Source organism: Acinetobacter sp. Marseille-Q1623, from assembly GCF_902809895.1.
In the GTDB taxonomy this organism is placed as follows: domain Bacteria; phylum Pseudomonadota; class Gammaproteobacteria; order Pseudomonadales; family Moraxellaceae; genus Acinetobacter; species Acinetobacter piscicola_A.
The window spans coordinates 2,319,211-2,335,891 of record NZ_CADDWG010000001.1 but is presented as its reverse complement, the minus strand read 5'-3'; the positions used below and the strand labels follow the sequence as shown (position 1 = coordinate 2,335,891).

15 protein-coding genes are annotated in these 16,681 nt (G+C 38.2%); 7 read left to right on the top strand and 8 right to left on the bottom strand.

What is annotated here, in order from left to right; genetic code table 11:
* Positions 1-15: 15 nt before the first annotated feature.
* From HUV91_RS11190 to HUV91_RS11170, 5 genes are all read right to left on the bottom strand, one after another.
* The gene (locus HUV91_RS11190; protein ID WP_174493414.1) at positions 16-981 is read right to left on the bottom strand and encodes a DnaJ C-terminal domain-containing protein; all 966 of its coding nucleotides are present in this window, start codon (positions 979-981) and stop codon (positions 16-18) included.
* A 291-nt stretch (positions 982-1,272) separates the two neighbouring features.
* On the bottom strand, positions 1,273-1,725 hold the full coding sequence (locus tag HUV91_RS11185; RefSeq protein WP_174493413.1) for a DUF2147 domain-containing protein: 453 nt from the start codon (positions 1,723-1,725) through the stop codon (positions 1,273-1,275).
* Between the two features lie 129 nt (positions 1,726-1,854).
* Positions 1,855-2,730, bottom strand: a complete 876-nt coding sequence (locus HUV91_RS11180) for an Hsp33 family molecular chaperone HslO (protein WP_174493412.1) — start codon at positions 2,728-2,730, stop codon at positions 1,855-1,857.
* Positions 2,731-2,803: 73 nt separating this feature from the next.
* A complete protein-coding gene (locus tag HUV91_RS11175; RefSeq protein ID WP_174493411.1) occupies positions 2,804-4,687 on the bottom strand; it encodes a monovalent cation:proton antiporter-2 (CPA2) family protein in 1,884 nt (627 codons plus the stop codon).
* Between the two features lie 303 nt (positions 4,688-4,990).
* Entirely contained in the window at positions 4,991-7,231 is a 2,241-nt protein-coding gene (locus tag HUV91_RS11170; protein WP_174493410.1) for a primosomal protein N', read from the bottom strand.
* Between the two features lie 164 nt (positions 7,232-7,395).
* Here HUV91_RS11170 and gspF point away from each other — a divergent pair, with 164 nt between their 5' ends.
* The 3 genes from gspF to HUV91_RS11155 all read left to right on the top strand — a co-directional run bounded on the left by gspF (position 7,396) and on the right by HUV91_RS11155 (position 9,695).
* A complete protein-coding gene (gene gspF, locus HUV91_RS11165; RefSeq protein ID WP_174493409.1) occupies positions 7,396-8,601 on the top strand; it encodes a type II secretion system inner membrane protein GspF in 1,206 nt (401 codons plus the stop codon).
* Between the two features lie 47 nt (positions 8,602-8,648).
* Positions 8,649-9,086, top strand: coding sequence for a type II secretion system major pseudopilin GspG (gene gspG, locus HUV91_RS11160; RefSeq protein WP_174493408.1), 438 nt, complete (start codon positions 8,649-8,651; stop codon positions 9,084-9,086).
* Positions 9,087-9,359: 273 nt separating this feature from the next.
* Positions 9,360-9,695, top strand: a complete 336-nt coding sequence (locus tag HUV91_RS11155) for a hypothetical protein (protein WP_174493407.1) — start codon at positions 9,360-9,362, stop codon at positions 9,693-9,695.
* Positions 9,696-9,775: 80 nt separating this feature from the next.
* On the opposite strand, the gene lnt is transcribed toward HUV91_RS11155, so the two are convergent.
* A complete protein-coding gene (gene lnt / locus HUV91_RS11150; protein ID WP_174493406.1) occupies positions 9,776-11,335 on the bottom strand; it encodes an apolipoprotein N-acyltransferase in 1,560 nt (519 codons plus the stop codon).
* Positions 11,332-12,171 (bottom strand): HlyC/CorC family transporter, encoded by an 840-nt coding sequence (locus tag HUV91_RS11145; protein WP_217431197.1) that lies wholly within the window; start codon positions 12,169-12,171, stop codon positions 11,332-11,334. The genes lnt and HUV91_RS11145 overlap by 4 nt, the downstream gene beginning before the upstream one ends.
* A 191-nt stretch (positions 12,172-12,362) precedes the next feature.
* On the opposite strand from HUV91_RS11145, the gene tusA reads away from it, so the two are divergent.
* The 3 genes from tusA to HUV91_RS11130 are packed head-to-tail and all read left to right on the top strand — an operon-like array spanning position 12,363 to position 14,065.
* Positions 12,363-12,620: a sulfurtransferase TusA gene (gene tusA, locus HUV91_RS11140; protein ID WP_130074287.1), complete on the top strand. Its 258-nt coding sequence runs from the start codon at positions 12,363-12,365 to the stop codon at positions 12,618-12,620.
* A 20-nt stretch (positions 12,621-12,640) separates the two neighbouring features.
* Positions 12,641-13,222 carry a hypothetical protein gene (locus HUV91_RS11135; protein ID WP_174493405.1) on the top strand — a complete coding sequence of 194 codons (582 nt, stop codon included), beginning with the start codon at positions 12,641-12,643 and terminating at the stop codon, positions 13,220-13,222.
* Between the two features lie 18 nt (positions 13,223-13,240).
* Positions 13,241-14,065, top strand: coding sequence for a nucleotidyl transferase AbiEii/AbiGii toxin family protein (locus HUV91_RS11130; RefSeq protein WP_174493404.1), 825 nt, complete (start codon positions 13,241-13,243; stop codon positions 14,063-14,065).
* Positions 14,066-14,120: 55 nt separating this feature from the next.
* Here the strand turns inward: HUV91_RS11130 and HUV91_RS11125 are convergent, their stop codons facing one another.
* Entirely contained in the window at positions 14,121-15,833 is a 1,713-nt protein-coding gene (locus HUV91_RS11125; protein ID WP_130074290.1) for an electron transfer flavoprotein-ubiquinone oxidoreductase, read from the bottom strand.
* A 217-nt stretch (positions 15,834-16,050) separates the two neighbouring features.
* On the opposite strand from HUV91_RS11125, the gene HUV91_RS11120 reads away from it, so the two are divergent.
* The gene (locus tag HUV91_RS11120) at positions 16,051-16,662 is read left to right on the top strand and encodes a DUF1285 domain-containing protein (protein ID WP_130074291.1); all 612 of its coding nucleotides are present in this window, start codon (positions 16,051-16,053) and stop codon (positions 16,660-16,662) included.
* The last annotated feature ends 19 nt before the right edge of the window (positions 16,663-16,681 follow it).

Genomic DNA, 16,681 nt, shown 5'->3' with positions numbered 1-16,681 from the left:
TAGGATCTCGCAAGCTTATCGTACTTTAAAGTTTGGAAAAGCATCGGCATAGTCTTGATATGCTTGTTGCTCTTGAGGGGTATCCGCTTTAGGATAAACAATATTCAAAATAAGATATAAATGTCCTGCAGTTTTACTTGGTATTCCTTTATCTTTTAAACGTAATTGTTGGCTTTGTTTACTATTTTTAGGAATATTCACTTGAACTTTACCAGCAGGTGTATTGATTTCTACACTTTTTCCTAATGCTGCTTCCCAAGGTGTAATATCTATAGTGTAATAAATATCAGCATCTTCAACACGAACGCGGTCAGTGTCTTGGTACAATATTTCGATATATAAGTCACCATTTTCACCCCCATTGATGCCAGCTTGTCCTTGTTTAGACAGACGAATTTGCTGACCTTCTTTCATTCCTTTAGGAATTTTAACTTGTAAGGTTTTACGTTGAACTTCAGGTTCACCATAAGCATTATAGGTTGGAATTTGTAGGGTGATAGTTTGTGTTGAACCTTCATAAGCCACTTGAATGGGGACTTCTATACTTGCGTGTTGATCTTCACCTCGATAACTGCGCTGTTGACGAGATTGGCGTTGCCCAAAATCTTGTTGATGACCACCGCCGAAGCCGCCACCAAAGCGTCCAAACAAATCTTCAAAACCACTAAAATCTTGTGCATCACCTGTGCTGCTGCTACGATAAAATTGACTGCCATCGAAGCCTTGAGTACCTGCTTGACCACCAAAACCACCCCCTGTAAAGCCTTGTGGATGGTCAAGTTCAAAGTCATATTGTTTTTTCTTTTCTTCGTTGCTTAGCGTGTCATATGCGACATTGATGGCTTGCATCTTTTCTTCAGCATTCGTTTCTTTGCTGACATCAGGATGGTATTTACGTGCTAATTTTCGGTATGCTTTTTTGATTTGGTCTGCTGTTGCATCTCTTGCAACACCAAGTTCTTCATAATAATTTTTTGCCATATTTGGATATCATTTTTGATCTTGATTTCATTCATTAATATGCCATTTTGAGCAAAGTTAAAAGGGTTACTTGGTTAAGATATTGTTTCAAAAACTGTCAAAATAAAGATGATAATATGTGATTCGATATTCTTTATTTTATATCTATATGATTTTATTGTTTAAATGTGATATTCAAAACAATGGGTTGATGTGTATTTTTATAGATTAAAGCTAATCATGATAAAAATGACTAGCTTAGTGCATATATTTAGGAAAAAGAAAAGGCATTTTGTGACGACACGCTGACTTCTATTCTGTTAAGCGAATCCAAGTTGCAGAGCGCCCGAGTAATGAAATACCAATATAGCCACGCATCGTTAAGCGTGTACCTTTGGCATTGAGTTTAATCTTTCCATGATAGACATTGCCTGAAAGTGGATCTAAAACTTGACCATCTGTAAATAACAGCGGCTCTTTAAGTGATTGACGAAAACCACTTAAAATTTCCAAATTCATATAAGGCACATTTTTTAAAGTGCCTTTGCAATGACTACAATTTTCTTCTAAAGGTTTATTTGGAATTGGGCGGATCTCAATAATTTTACCAGTATAAACTCCTTGATTGTTCTTGGTAATTTCTACATCTGCTCTGGAATAACCTGTTTTATCATCTACCGTTCGCCATTTTCCCGTCAAATCAGGCGCTGCAAAACAGAGTGTGGAAAAAATGAGACTTGATAGAATAAGTGATTTTGTTAGCATTATTGTGTCCCCTAATCTTATAATTAAAAAAGAGTAAATCTAGATTTACTCTTTTTTTAAAGAAAGGCAAGACACATTTTCTGAATAAATTAAATTACTTAGTGTCACTTAATTTATTTTTTATTTTTACTAACTTAAATGTTCACCAAATAAGCTGAGGGCTTCTTTTGCAGTAAATTGATAGCGTTTATTGCAAAATTGACAATCCATATCGATTGGGTTGTTGACTTCTAAGGTTTCTTTTACTGCTTCTAAACCAATTTGAATCAGTGCGTTTGCACATTTTTCACGTGAACAAGTACATGAAAACTTGAGTTGCTCAGCTTCAGGTAAACGAACTTCTTCTTCATTATAGAGACGATAGAGGATATCTTGCGCTGTTAAGTCAGTCAGTTCATCATGTTTTAGTGTTTCAGTTAACATGGTGAGGCGTGGCCACAAGTCTTCATCGACCCATTGTTGTTCTTCATCATCATTACGAGGTAAGAGTTGAATGAGTAAGCCGCCCGAACGCTCTGCGGTACTTGCTAAAACAATACGGGTGGGGATTTGTGCAGACAGGTCATAATATTGCATCAAGCAACCTGCCAAAGTAGGTTGATCTAATGCGATAATTCCTTGATAACGTTCACCATGTTCAGGCTCGATATTAATAAATAATACAGGTGAAGTGAGCGTAGCGAGTACGGTACTACTGTCTTTTGCATCAGCAAAACGTGGATCTTCTTCATAATCTGCCAGCGCACGGATTTCGCCTAAATGATTACATTCAGCCATTGCCCACTTAAAGCTGCCTTGTGCTTGGATTTGTAAGCTGATACGCCCTTTAATTTTTAATGTGCTTGCAAGCAAAGCGGTTGCACTGAGCATTTCACCTAATAGTATTTGAATTGCTGGTGCATATTGACGTTGTGCCAAAATTGCCTGTAGAGCATTTTCTAAATGCACAACTTCACCACGAACAGGGCTATCTTCAATATAAAAACGTTGACGTAAATCAGACATAAAATTCTCCAAATCCCTGTTTAAATGGTGACGATATTGTAAATCACAAGCATACTTTTTTAGAAATATCCGCTTAGTTTTGATGATCACGGGTTACATTGATACGATCATCGGTGTGTTTTAATACCTCTTTGCGTTCTAAACCTGACTCATCAATATCAGGATTGTCTTCAAATTGGTCTGCATCATGTTGTGTGATTTGCGCATCGCTTTCAAATAAATGCTCAAGTTCTGATATGAAATCACGATAACTTTCATATACTTTCTGTTCATCTGTGTAAATACGTTGTTGGCGTGCTAAGAGTTCTTCATCATAATTTCTAAATAACTCAACGCTGTCATAAGCAGTTGACTTGTCTAAACCCAATTCACATAAAGTACGGTACCCTATGCCTAAAGACGTTAAATAGGTTTCGCGCCAAATATGCTTAACACCTAAATCACGTAATAAGTGCATATGATAACGGTCACGTGCACGGACCAATAACGTTAAATTTGGATAATTTAAACGGATATGGCGTGCCACATTCATTGAATCTTCTACGTCATCAATGGCAAGCACAAATACTTTTGCTTGTTCAATGCCTGCCGAACGTAATAAATCAGGCAAAGTCACATCACCATAATACAATGTACCGCCATAGCGCCGTACAAAGTCTATTTTTTGTAAGTTATGGTCAATGGCTGTAAAAGGAAAATGTTGCATATGGGCTAAACGAGCCACAATTTGCCCAACACGACCAAAGCCCGCAATAATTAACGGTGGATGCTGATTTGGAATATCGTCATATTCAGGTGTTTGATCTTTATTAAATAAAGGTAAAACCCATGTTGAAACCAACCAAAACACGATAGGCGTAAAGACCATCGACAAGGTTACGACCAATGTAATTGGCTCTGAAATGGCCGCCTGAATGACTTTTTCACTTTTGGCAACATTTAACACAACAAAAGCGAATTCACCGCCTTGAGCAAGACAGGTTGCAACCATCAAACTATTTTGCCAATTCATTTTTTTAAAACGAGCGATTGCGGTCATGGCAATCATTTTAATAATGATTAAGAGCAGGGCAGCACCGATAATTTGTAGAGGATGTTCCACCAGCAAATTTAATTGCGTAGTCATGCCCACGGTCATAAAAAACAAACCTAAAAGCAGCCCTTTAAATGGAGAAATACTGGCTTCAATTTCATGACGAAATTCTGAATCAGCCAACAGCACACCTGTTAAAAATGCACCTAGCGTCGTGCTGATGCCAAGCGTATCCATGAGTAAAACGACTGCAAGGACAATAAATAAACCCACAGCAGTCAGTAGTTCAGTGGCGCCACTTTTTGCCACAAATCTGAAAAAAGGGCGCATGACATAGCGACTAAATAAAAACAGTCCTGTAAAGGTTGCAATAATCGCTGCAAAATAAGCAATACCATGATGGGTAGATTCATTCCCTGAGAGCAGTGGTATTACTGCAAGTAAGGGAATCGCTGCAATATCTTGGAACAGTAAAATAGAAAAAGATTGCTGACCATGTGTGGTATTGAGTTGTTGTTTTTCTGATAAAAGCTGTAGAACGAAAGCTGTGGAAGACAGGGCTAGCGCAAAACCAATGACAAAACTTGCAGAAAGTGATTGTTGTAACAGTAAAAACACGGTTCCCATGAGCACGATACCTGTCACAACAACTTGCAAGCTACCCATGACAAAAATGGATTGACGCATTTCCCATAAACGCTGTGGGCGTAGTTCTAGCCCGATGAGAAACATCAGTAAAATCACGCCAAATTCGGCAAGGTGCATAATTTCTTCGGGATCACTGGCAATATTAAAAACGCTAGGGCCGAGTAAGATTCCTGTAAAGAGATAGCCGAGAACTGTAGCGATCCCAAATTTTTTACCTAAAGGTACGAGTATTAATGCTGCACCTAGAAAAAGCGTTATTTGTAATAACGGTGACATTGACCTGTCCTGATTTTTTTACTTTAGAAATTGTACCTTGATTTTTAAATGCACTCAGTAGTTTTACTGAGACTGCATGTTTTACCTGTACTGTATTTTTGCATCATTCTATAAAATTAATTATGGCTTTTTGGCATAGCACCCATATGTTATTGAACAATTGAGAGAGGGAGCGGTCATAATTTATTTTTCATAGGGCAGAAGTAACAAAAAAATTTCTAACATGATGGCCATAAAGATATTAGACTTGATAAAGCTGAACGTTATCTTGTTGCTCTACCCTATATAGTGTGCAAATCAACATTAGCTTAACTCTTGTGGGTCGACATCAATGGTCAGTTTCATTTGAGAAGGTTTTTGTTGAAGTACATATTGCCACCATTGACGAACATAAAAGTGCATTTTGGCACGGTCATGCGAGAGTAAAACAACATGAGCTTGATAACGACCTGCTTTACGCTCCATAGGGGCAGGAATAGGTCCCCAAATATCGATTAAATTTTCCGCTGACTGTTGTCTTAATTGTTGGGTCATTTCCGTTAAAAAGCTTTGATTATCCTGTTGAACTCTTGACTCACAACGGATCAAAATCGCGTAACGATAGGGCGGCATTTGAGCAATTTTTCGGTCTGCCAATGTTTGTTTGGCAAAAGCCCGATAATTTTCATTCAATAATATATTTAATAGTGGATGCTCAGGTCTTAATGTTTGTAAATAAACATCGCCCTTTTTCTCACCACGTCCCGAACGTCCTGCCACTTGTACAATTAACTGCGCTGTGCGTTCTGTAGCACGAAAATCAACACTCAATAAACCTGCATCGATGTCCAAAATCGCCACTAAAGTGACATAAGGAAAATGATGTCCTTTTGCCAACATTTGTGTGCCTAATAAAATGGTGGGTTCACTTTTTTGGATCTGATCATAGATTTTTTGCCAACTGCCAACTCGACTCGTCGAATCACGATCGACACGGAGTACAGGATATTTAGGGAATAGCTCATTAAGTGCTTCTTCCACTTTGGCTGTACCCATGCCAATCGGTTTTAAGGTCTCTTGCTGACATTCAGGACAAGCATCAGGTAAGCGATTAATCGTCCCACAATGGTGACAATGTAAATGCGAATAAGGTTTTAAATGCAGGGTGAAATGTGCATCACAATGTGGACAATTGGCTTGCCATCCACAACTTTCACAAATCAGGACAGGAGCATAGCCACGTCGATTTAAAAAAATTAAAACTTGTTCTTTTTTCTCTAGACGTTTACCAATTTCACTGATCAATTGCTCGCTTAAACCTGCGGTTTTTTTACTGATTTTTAAATCAATGACGTGCATTTTAGGCATGACTGCTGTACCTGCACGTTGATTTAACTCTAAGCGAGTGAGTTTGCCTTGTTGGACTAAACAATAACTGTCAATGCTTGGTGTCGCAGAGCCTAAAATAATCGGACAATTTTCCAAATGTGCACGATACAAGGCAACATCTCGGGCGTGATAACGAAAACCTTCTTGTTGCTTGAAGGAAAGATCATGCTCTTCATCCAGAATAATCAAACCCAGATTGGGCATGGGGGTGAAAATTGCAGAACGTGTTCCTAGAATAATCGAGGCTTTTCCTGTTTCAGTGTGCTGCCATGCTTGTAAGCGTTTACTATCATTTAAACCTGAGTGTAACAGCGCAATATTGCAGTGAAAACGAGATTGGAAACGGCTGACGGTTTGCGGTGTTAAACCGATTTCGGGCACTAATACGAGTACTTGTTTGCCTTGCTTTAAGACCTCTTGCATAACTTGCAGATAGACTTCAGTTTTCCCACTGCCTGTCAAACCATCGAGTAAAAATGCTTGATATTTTTTTTGAGCTTTTAAAATGGTTTGAATGGCTTTTTTCTGCTCATCATTTGCTGTGAGTGGCATTTGTGCCAAACGAACAGGCTCAGGTTTAAAGTTTTGTGACTCTAAATCACAGACAATGATTTCTTTCTTTTCCAACGCTTTTAAGGTTGCCGTTTCTATACCGCTCAGATTTAAAATATTTTCTTGTGTGCCTTGAGGGTGTAATTTTAAAATTTTATAAGCATCTTGCTGTTTTTCAGAGCGTTTAACTTTATCTTCGGCATGTAAATCTAATACTTTCCAAACACGTGCGAGTAAGTTGTACGGTTTACCTTGGCGCAATAATGTCGGCAAAGCCGTGTGCATGACTTCACCAATTGGAAATTGGTAATATTGTGCTGCCCATGTCAACAAACTTAAAACTTTTTCATTTAGAATTGGACGATCATCTAAAAATTCAGTGACAAATTTAAGTTGAAAACGAGGGTCAAGTGGTTCATCTATTGCTAATTTTTCAGTAATAATGGCAACAAGCTTTTGCCGTCCAAAAGACACAGCGACACGCATACCTACATCTGCTTGAGCATATTGCTCTGCCGTTACTTTATAGTCAAAGTGGTCATATAAAAATACGGGTACAGCAACGCGTACACGGTAGATGGTGGGTTCGGATACAGGCGAGGTGGCATTTACAGAGTTTGGCATAAATGATGAATTACACTTGAATGAAAAAGTATCGTGTAGCGTTGAGCGTATGATAGAGTGTAGCAGTCATGATGATCTTTGAATAATGTCTTAGAATATGAATGATTTTAAGGGTCTTATGCAACTGCTAAGAGACAAGAATTTGGGAAAACTAGAGCATTATAATGCCAGCATATCAATTTACTGCTATTGATGCTTCAGGAAAGCAACAAAAAGGTGTGTTAGAGGGAGATTCAGCACGCCAAATTCGACAACAATTGCGGGATAAAGAATGGATTCCAGTGACCGTTGACGCTGTCGAGCAAAAGGATAAAAGTAAAAGTACGGGATTATTTCAAAAGAAATTTTCAGCCTATGAGTTGGCACTGATGACGCGTCAGTTATCAGTGTTGGTTGCGGCATCTATTCCACTTGAAGAGGCTTTACGTGCTGTTGCCAAACAAAGTGAAAAAACACATGTACAAAACTTACTGTTAGCTGTGCGCTCTAAAGTGCTTGAAGGGCATTCTTTGGCACAAGCGATGCAACAATCGGGAAGTTTTCCAGACTTATACATTGCCACAGTTGCTGCGGGTGAGCGTTCAGGGCATTTGGATTTAATTTTAGATCAATTGTCAGATTACACCGAAAACCGTTTTGCCATGCAAAAGAAAGTACAAGGTGCCATGATCTATCCCATCATTTTGATGCTCATGTCGTTTGGCATCGTCATGGGATTGATGACTTATGTAGTCCCTGACATTGTTAAAACCTTTGATCAAAGTAAACAAGCCTTACCTTGGATTACGGTCGCATTGATGAAAGCCAGTGATTTTATTCGTACTTCATGGCCTTTTGTGTTGGTTGCAAGTGTGATGGGGATTTTCTTGTTAGTACGGTTTTTAAAAACAACCGCAGGTCATTATGCTTTTGATCGTTTAGCACTCAGGTTGCCATTATTTGGTAAATTATCCCGTGGTATAAATTCGGCACGTTTTGCCAGTACCTTGTCCATTTTAACCAAATCAGGGGTTCCATTGGTGGATGCGCTGAAAATTGGCGCAGCCGTCAGTAATAATTGGATCATTCGTGATGCTGTGAATATTGCTGCAGAAAAAGTCACGGAAGGTGGAAATCTTGCAACTCAATTAGAGCGTTGTGGTTATTTCCCACCGATGATGGTGCAAATGATTAAAAGTGGCGAAGCATCAGGTGAGTTAGATCGTATGTTAGAGCGTGCTTCAGATATGCAAGATCGTGAAGTGAGTACGTTTATTTCAACATTATTGGCACTGCTTGAACCTTTGATGTTGGTGTTTATGGCAGGTATTGTTTTGGTGATTGTGATCGCTGTGATGTTGCCAATCGTCAATATGAACAATATGATTTAAGCAACATATTTTGATTATTTTTATAAATAATTTTAGAGAGTAAGTAAATGCAACGGAAAATGAATAGAAATAAACAATCGGGTTTTAAACTGATTGAAGTGATGGTGGTGATTGTAATTTTAGGTGTGTTGGCTGCACTGATCGTACCGAATGTGATGGGACGTGGCGAAAAAGCCAAGGTGGATACCACAAAAATTACTTTAAAAGGTGTTGCGGGTGCTTTAGACCAATATAAATTGGACAATGGACATTTCCCTAATACTCAAGAAGGTGGTTTAGATGCTTTAGTGAATCAACCTGCCAATGCGAAAAATTGGATGCCAGGGGGGTATTTGAAAGGCGGTTATCCAAAAGACAGTTGGGAAAATGATGTGCAATATGTGATTCCAGGTTCTGAAGGTCGTCCATTCGATTTATATTCGTTTGGTGCAGATGGTCAGCAAGGTGGTGAAGGCAATGATGCGGATATTTATTATCAACCTTAATTAAATTGCTTTGTTGTGACGGAAATAATCACTTTACTTAGTTGAATGAATAAATATGAAGTGAAGTGATTATGTTTCTTGATTATATGTTTAAATGTAACTTGATGATAAATATTAAAAATAAATAAATTATTTTATTGAGATATATAATAAGAATTATTCCCATATTTAATAGTTACAAGAAAGTTAAATCATGGATAAAAATAGACTTTTTATTTATTTAAAAGCTTGCATAATGCTCTTTAAAGGCAACTAAATTGCAAGGAGAATAAGATGAAAGCATTATTTTTGTCAGATGAAATTAATCAATTTCATTGTTCTATGCTCAAATCTGTTCTTTTGATTTTGAGTTTATTGCCGATGAGTCGAGTATTATTCAATGTATGGCAAGACCTAGATGCAAGTAGCCAAATTATGATGGGCTTTTTAGGTTTGAGCGTCTTTAGCGCAGTTGCAATCATTAGTTTTTATCACGCTTTAAATGCAACAGTTTCAACATTAAATGTTGAGCATTTATCTAAATTTGATGGCATTTTAGTTCGAGTTTATCGTTATATGCCTATGCTATTTTTAGCGAGTATGTTGTCTTATTTAGCAACTCAAATTTAATAAGATGACGATAACGTAAAAAACCAAGCTTGGATGCTCGGTTTTTTTATTTTTAAAATAAAGTTGCTGATGTAGTGAAATCAACGTCTAGACTTAAAACTTACATCAACTTTACGTGGACGATATATCCAACCCACAACCAATAATAACAAAGAGAAGATTAAAATTGGCCAATCACTTAAGCGTGTATACAAAGTTTCACCTTGCATTGCGGGTAAATCACCACGTAAAACCGCCTTTTGATCCATAGGTGCTTGTTTCACAATATGACCATTATGGTCAATAAAAGCAGTAACACCTGTGTTCGTCGCACGAATAAACCATCGTCCATTTTCTTTGGCGCGCATTTGTACCATTTGTAAATGCTGTTGAGGTCCTGCTGTACCTGTAAACCACGCATCATTAGATACAGTCACCAGAAAATCACTATTGGTCGCATTACGACGTGTCAAGTTCGGATATGCCACCTCATAACAAACTGCTGCTGCAAGTTCATGATTTTTGATTTTAAAAGGTTTTTGATCACTTTCACCACGAGAGAAACCACTCATAGATGGGTCATTTTGTAGAGCAGGAAGCACCCAACTCAGTAAACCTGATAATGGAATGTATTCACCAAAAGGAACAAGGCGTTGCTTTTTATATAGACCTGATGAATCTGTACCAGAAGCCATCATGCTATTGTAATACATGGGATGTCCCACTTGTTTGGACTCTTGTAAGTCCCAATAAGGAATCCCTGTGACCCATGCTGAACCTGTTTGCTTGGCTTTTTCATCCATCATGTGTAAAAAGTCAGGAATATCACTTTGGAATAAAGGAATAGAAGACTCAGGCCAAACAATCAGATCACGTCCCCATTCATTACGGGTTAACTCTACATAGATTTGTAAGGTCTTGATTTGATATTCAGTCAGCCATTTTAAGTCTTGTGGAATATTGCCTTGAATGAGTGAAACAGAAAGTGGTTTCTCAGCTTTAGGTTGCACAAAATGAATAAATGAAGCACCCCAAGCACCCAGTAATAAAATGGCTGAAGGAATGATCCAAATCAGTTTTTTATGCAAAATCTCAACGAGTGCACAAGCAAGAATAATCACGACAAATGACACTGCAAAGACACCAAATAACGGTGCATAGCCATCTAAGAAGCGTTCAGTGAAGGCATAACCTGCAAATAACCACGGAAAGCCTGTAAATACCCATGTTTTTGCCCATTCAAATGCGACCCAAAGCGGTGCAAAGGTTAAAGGCGTTTCTGGGAAGAAGCGTCGATATAACCATGTTTGAACGGCTGTAAATAAACCCATTAATAGCGCCATGATCATGATCATGAGGACGCTTAGAACTGCATTTGTATCGCCATAAGTATGAATGGATGTATAGAGCCAAAAAGCACCAACGAACCATAGACCAAAACCATAGCTCCAACCCAAAATGAATGCTTGTTTGGGATTACGTCCTTTAAGACTCGCATAAAGAAGTGCAGGCGATAAAATAGCCAGCCACCACCAGTGAAAAGGAGCAAGTGCGAGACTAAACACCGCACCTGACATCAAACAAATTAAAAGTGGAATAATAAAAGGAATTTGCTTTTGTTGTTCTGACGGATTTAGTAATTTGTCAAAATAGGCTCTCATTTACGTACAGCTCGAATCAGATGAATAGTGCGGGCATCTGCTTCAATAATGGTAAATTGCCATGATTCAAGTTCAATCACTTGTCCTTGTAAGTCACTTACTAAGCCCATTTCTTGAAGCAATAGACCGCCCATAGTTTCTACTTCATCGTCAGAAAAATCAGCATCTAAAACATTGTTAAAGTGTTCAATTGGTGTAAGTGCTTGTACGATCCACGCATTGGCTGTGTTATGTGAAGGGTCGGGGAGAATAAATTGAGCTTCTTCATCGACATTGTCATGTTCATCCTCAATTTCACCCACGATCTCTTCTAAAATATCTTCTAAAGTGACCAAACCTGCTGTAGAACCATATTCATCAATCACAATGGCAATATGGGTTTGCGTATTTTTCAACATACGCAAAACTTGGTCAGAACGCGCACTTTCAGGGACAAACAGAGGCTGACGCATAATGCTATGCACATCAACCTTAATGGTGCGATCGGTTAAGTAAGGTAATAAGTCCTTTGCAAGTAAAATACCCACAACATTTTCAGGTTGGTCGGCTGAAAATACAGGAAAACGAGAATGTGCAGATTCGATTAAAACATGCAAAATATCAAGTAATTGGTCGTCTTCTTGTAAGCTAACCATTGCAGTTCGTGGGGTCATGACTTCACGAATTTTTGTTGCAGGAAGGTCTAAAACGCCTTCTAACATGGCAACGGTATCGGGTTCTAAAAAACGACGTGAATCTTGTACTAATTTTAGCAATTCATCGCGAGTTTCGGGTGCTGTACCTAACCATTTGCGTAAGCCACGCATTCCCCACGACGTGCCTGATTCCTCGTGCATGATCTTTCCTAAAGACTCTAAATATCAAATAATCGAATTTTTATCATACCTTAGAAAATACAGATGTCTATCGAATAAATGCATTGAGACGATGAAACTATGCGTCATTTTGTAGAGACGAGACAGTGCTGATTCATCAAGGAAGTTTATGTTAAAATCAGATCACTCTTTTCCTGATTTTGAGAATGAATATGTCTGAACAGTTGCCTACACCGAGCATACAGTTGAATACTCGTGGTTTGCGTTGTCCTGAGCCTGTGATGATGTTGCATCAAGCGATTCGTAAGTCCAAATCAGGTGATATTGTTGAGGTTTTTGCAACGGATAATTCAACCTCTTGGGATATTCCAAAGTTTTGTATGCATTTGGGACATGAGCTACTTTTGCAAGAAGAAAAACTTGATGAGCAGGGCAATAAAGAATTTCATTATTTGGTGCAAAAAGGCTGATGATTTTTTAAGGAAAATAGATGCAAAAACAAAAAATAGAAGTGCATCTGACTGCTGATTTGAAAAATGAGGAATCATTTTTCAAATTTAAAAAAGTTTGTTTGGAATTGGATGCGAAGCCTCTTGAAATCATTCTTGCTAGAGGTGATCACCCACGTCAAATTATGCTTTCAAAGGAAATGCAAGAAAATCAATTAACACGAGTACATCAAGCCGTACAACGTTGGATTGATCTTTTTGAACAAAATCAAATAGCCATCATTCGAAAAAAATATGAAATTCCTTTTTTTAAAGATGTAAGCGATGATTTTAAAATCGATTATTATGAATGGCATGGACAAATTGAATATAAACATGTTTTAGAATTAAAAATATTCTGTGAAATTCATCGAGTTCATTTGTCTTATAATTCATTAAAAAATTTTGAAAAATATAGATTTTTAACCTTGCGGGAATATGGTGATGCCTCGATTTTTTTGGCAAGATTAATACAATTAAAAGCGGAATTATACAATCAAAATAGAAAACTCATTAAAGAAAGAGTAGAGTGCTGTATTTATGATAGTAATATCGCTTTAGATCAAGGTTGGCTCAGTATTTGAATAACAAAGAAGACTAAAATGAATGAAATGAGACAACTTGCATGTGAAGGGCTGATTCGACGTTTTGCTAAAAGTCATCACTATTTCCCTTTTATGTTGAAAGGTAGTTTTTTAACTCGACAATATTTTCCTGCATATATTGAACGGAAGCCTCAAGATTTAGATTGGGTATGTCTAAAACCGCTTGTAGATCGAAGTTTTGTAGAAGATCATTTAAATGAGTGGATGAATTATTTAACGACCGTTGATTTCAATGATGGTATTCGCTATGAAGCATTTTCAAAAGAGCACTATTGGTGGGAATTAGATTATGTGATGTCTGATGATTTTCCAACAGTCAGTACTTCTATACTTGCATGGATTAATGGGCAGAAAATTGATGTTAATATTGATGTTTCATTCAATTTAAAAATTTCTGATTTTCAGTACAATCTGACATATATTCCATTGGTTGGAAAGAATTTTAACTTATCACAAACGCCTTCTTTAGCGACACAAATTGCATGGAAGTTGCATCAATGTATTGTGAATCCTCGTTTCAAAGATATTTTTGATTTAACCTATTTGTTAAAGCACTCATCTTTTAAAAATATTAATTCACAACTCTCTACAATTGAAACTTTAAAAGCTGAGTGTGAGCGGGATGGAATCATTTTAGAAGACTATTTAAGCCCGAAGAAATTGATTTTGGCTGATGCTCGAAGAGAATTATCTCAGCGATGGAAAGCTGAAAAAAGTGAGTTTGGATTTACTGATAGTAAGCATATTCCGAAAAATTTTGAGAAATTTTGGGATAATTTTACTCAATCTTTATTTGATGTTGGGTTATTAGAATTAAATTAAATATACAAAGAAATAAACCCGCACTCGGCGGGTTTATCTTTATCTCAAAAAGAAATTACATGTTAGGGTAATTAGGACCACCGCCACCCTCAGGTGTTACCCAAGTGATGTTTTGTGAAGGGTCTTTAATATCGCAAGTCTTACAGTGAACACAGTTCGCAGCGTTGATTTGGAAACGCTTAGAGCCGTCATCATTTTCCATGACTTCATAAACACCCGCAGGGCAGTAGCGCTGAGCAGGCTCATCCCATTTTGGTAAGTTTACATTTACAGGAATAGAGGCATCCGTTAACTTCAAGTGCGCAGGCTGATTTTCTTCATGAACCGTATTTGAAACGAATACAGAAGACAAACGGTCAAAAGTCAACTTACCATCTGGTTTTGGATAGTTCGGTTTGAATGTAGACGCATCTACAGTTTTTAATGCACTGAAATCAGGCACTAAGTCATGCAATGTAAATGGCACTTTAAAAATATTTTGATCGATAAAGTTAAATGCACCACCCATCCATAAACCGAATTTATGCATTGCAGGGCCAAAGTTACGTGAACGATGTAACTCTTCTTTCAACCAACTATTGTTGAATTTGTCTGTATAAGAGGTTAATTCTTTGATGAAGAAATCTTCGCCTTCAGCAACACGTGCATAGCCAACTTCACCACCTTTTTCAACACCCGCAGCAATCGCTTCAAATACAGCTTCACCACAGAGCATGCCTGACTTCATAGCGGTATGCGAGCCTTTGATTTTTGCAAAGTTTAAGAAACCTGCATCATCACCAATCAAGCAACCGCCTGGGAACGTCAATTTAGGCAGTGAGTTTAAACCACCTTTTACGACTGCACGTGCGCCGTATGAAATACGCTTACCACCTTCAAGATATTGCTTGATCAGTGGATGGGTTTTCCAACGTTGCATTTCAGCAAATGGGTACATGTGTGGGTTTTCGTAAGATAAATCTACGATCATCCCCAAAGTCACTTGGTTATTTTCAGCATGGTATAACCACCAACCGCCTGAAGAACCTGTTTCAGCCAATGGCCAACCTGAACCGTGCATGACAAGACCAGGCTTGTGTTTTGCAGGGTCGATTTCCCAAAGTTCTTTGATCCCAATACCATAATGTTGTGGATCGGCATCTTGATCTAGGTTGTATTTTGCAATAAGACGTTTACCTAAGTGACCACGGCAGCCTTCCGCAAAAATGGTGTATTTGGCATGAAGTTCATAACCTGGGGTAAAGTTGTGCGTCGGTTCGCCATCTTTACCAATGCCCATATCACCTGTTTGAATGCCTTTTACAGAACCATCTTCATGATAAAGGACTTCAGAAGCAGCAAAGCCTGGGAAAATAGACACTTCTAATTCTTCAGCTTTAGTCCCTAACCAACGAACCACGTTACCTAAAGAGATGACATAGTTGCCGTCATTGTGCATGGTTTTAGGTACCATCCAATGCGGTGCTTCTTGAGACTTTTCAGCCGACATTAAGAAGAATGTTTTGTCTTCTGTGACAGGCACGTTTAAAGGTGCGCCTTCTTCTTTCCAGTTTGGGAAAAGCTCATTGATAGCACGAGGTTCAAGTACAGCACCAGAAAGGATATGCGCACCAACTTCAGAGCCTTTTTCAACAACACAGACGGAAAGGTCTGGGAGGTTGTTTTCAATAGCCAATTGACGAATTTTAATCGCAGCAGAAAGACCCGCAGGACCTGCGCCTACGATCACTACGTCAAACTCCATCGATTCACGTTCGATGTGTTCCATGTAGGACTCCTCATATTTCTAAGGGTGGCAACCGTGTGCATCATTGCTTTAATTTTAAATCGAACAACAATAAATCGGTGCTGCCGTGAGTGTTCTAAACTTCCGTGATACGAATTAGGACTCGTATCATTAATATATTTTGCGCTAGTATAGTTATAAACCTTGATCTAGCCAATTGGCTGAGTCGTATTATTTTTTAGTCAGCAAGGCATAAACCATGGTAAATCAAAATAATTCAACATCAGAGGCTCAAAATCAGCCTGATTCTGATAATAAAAACTTAATCAGCATTGCACAATACTTAAAAGGTGTACAGTCGGGTCACAAAAGGTCAATACCCCCTTTACAGCAATGGCAACCAAAGCATTGTGGCAAAATGGATTTAAAGGTAAAAGCCAATGGAGAATGGTGGCACGAAGGTCAATTGATCAAACGTCAAGCACTCTTAGATCTGTTCAGTACAGTGCTGTGGAAGGAAGACGGGAAGTTTTATTTAAAAACCCCTGTTGAGCAAATTGAAATTGAAGTGGAAGATGAACCTTTATTGGTGAATCAAGTCGATCAAGTTGAGATTGGCGGACAAACATATTTACAAGTCACAACGAGCAATCAAGATGTGGTTTTGGTCGATGCAGAACATCCGATTTTTATGCGACAATATCAAGGTGAATTAAGACCTTATGTGCATATTCGCTTTGGAATAAATGCATTGATTCAACGTCACGCATTTTTCCATCTCGTTGAGTACGGTACATTGCTCGAAAATGCGCAAGGTGATACGATTTTATCGCTACAAAGTGGTGATTTTCACTTGCAATTGGGCACTTGAGGTTTAAGCTAGTCTATAA

Coding starts and splice junctions, on each gene's coding strand:
- HUV91_RS11120 (WP_130074291.1), top strand. CDS start 16,051: ATGGTAAATCAAAATAATTCAACATCAGAGGCTCAAAATCAGCCTGAT.
- HUV91_RS11180 (WP_174493412.1), bottom strand. CDS start 2,730: ATGTCTGATTTACGTCAACGTTTTTATATTGAAGATAGCCCTGTTCGT.
- lnt (WP_174493406.1), bottom strand. CDS start 11,335: ATGAGAGCCTATTTTGACAAATTACTAAATCCGTCAGAACAACAAAAG.
- HUV91_RS11135 (WP_174493405.1), top strand. CDS start 12,641: ATGCAAAAACAAAAAATAGAAGTGCATCTGACTGCTGATTTGAAAAAT.
- gspF (WP_174493409.1), top strand. CDS start 7,396: ATGCCAGCATATCAATTTACTGCTATTGATGCTTCAGGAAAGCAACAA.
- gspG (WP_174493408.1), top strand. CDS start 8,649: ATGCAACGGAAAATGAATAGAAATAAACAATCGGGTTTTAAACTGATT.
- HUV91_RS11125 (WP_130074290.1), bottom strand. CDS start 15,833: ATGGAACACATCGAACGTGAATCGATGGAGTTTGACGTAGTGATCGTA.
- HUV91_RS11175 (WP_174493411.1), bottom strand. CDS start 4,687: ATGTCACCGTTATTACAAATAACGCTTTTTCTAGGTGCAGCATTAATA.
- tusA (WP_130074287.1), top strand. CDS start 12,363: ATGTCTGAACAGTTGCCTACACCGAGCATACAGTTGAATACTCGTGGT.
- HUV91_RS11185 (WP_174493413.1), bottom strand. CDS start 1,725: ATGCTAACAAAATCACTTATTCTATCAAGTCTCATTTTTTCCACACTC.
- HUV91_RS11130 (WP_174493404.1), top strand. CDS start 13,241: ATGAATGAAATGAGACAACTTGCATGTGAAGGGCTGATTCGACGTTTT.
- HUV91_RS11155 (WP_174493407.1), top strand. CDS start 9,360: ATGAAAGCATTATTTTTGTCAGATGAAATTAATCAATTTCATTGTTCT.
- HUV91_RS11145 (WP_217431197.1), bottom strand. CDS start 12,171: ATGCACGAGGAATCAGGCACGTCGTGGGGAATGCGTGGCTTACGCAAA.
- HUV91_RS11190 (WP_174493414.1), bottom strand. CDS start 981: ATGGCAAAAAATTATTATGAAGAACTTGGTGTTGCAAGAGATGCAACA.
- HUV91_RS11170 (WP_174493410.1), bottom strand. CDS start 7,231: ATGCCAAACTCTGTAAATGCCACCTCGCCTGTATCCGAACCCACCATC.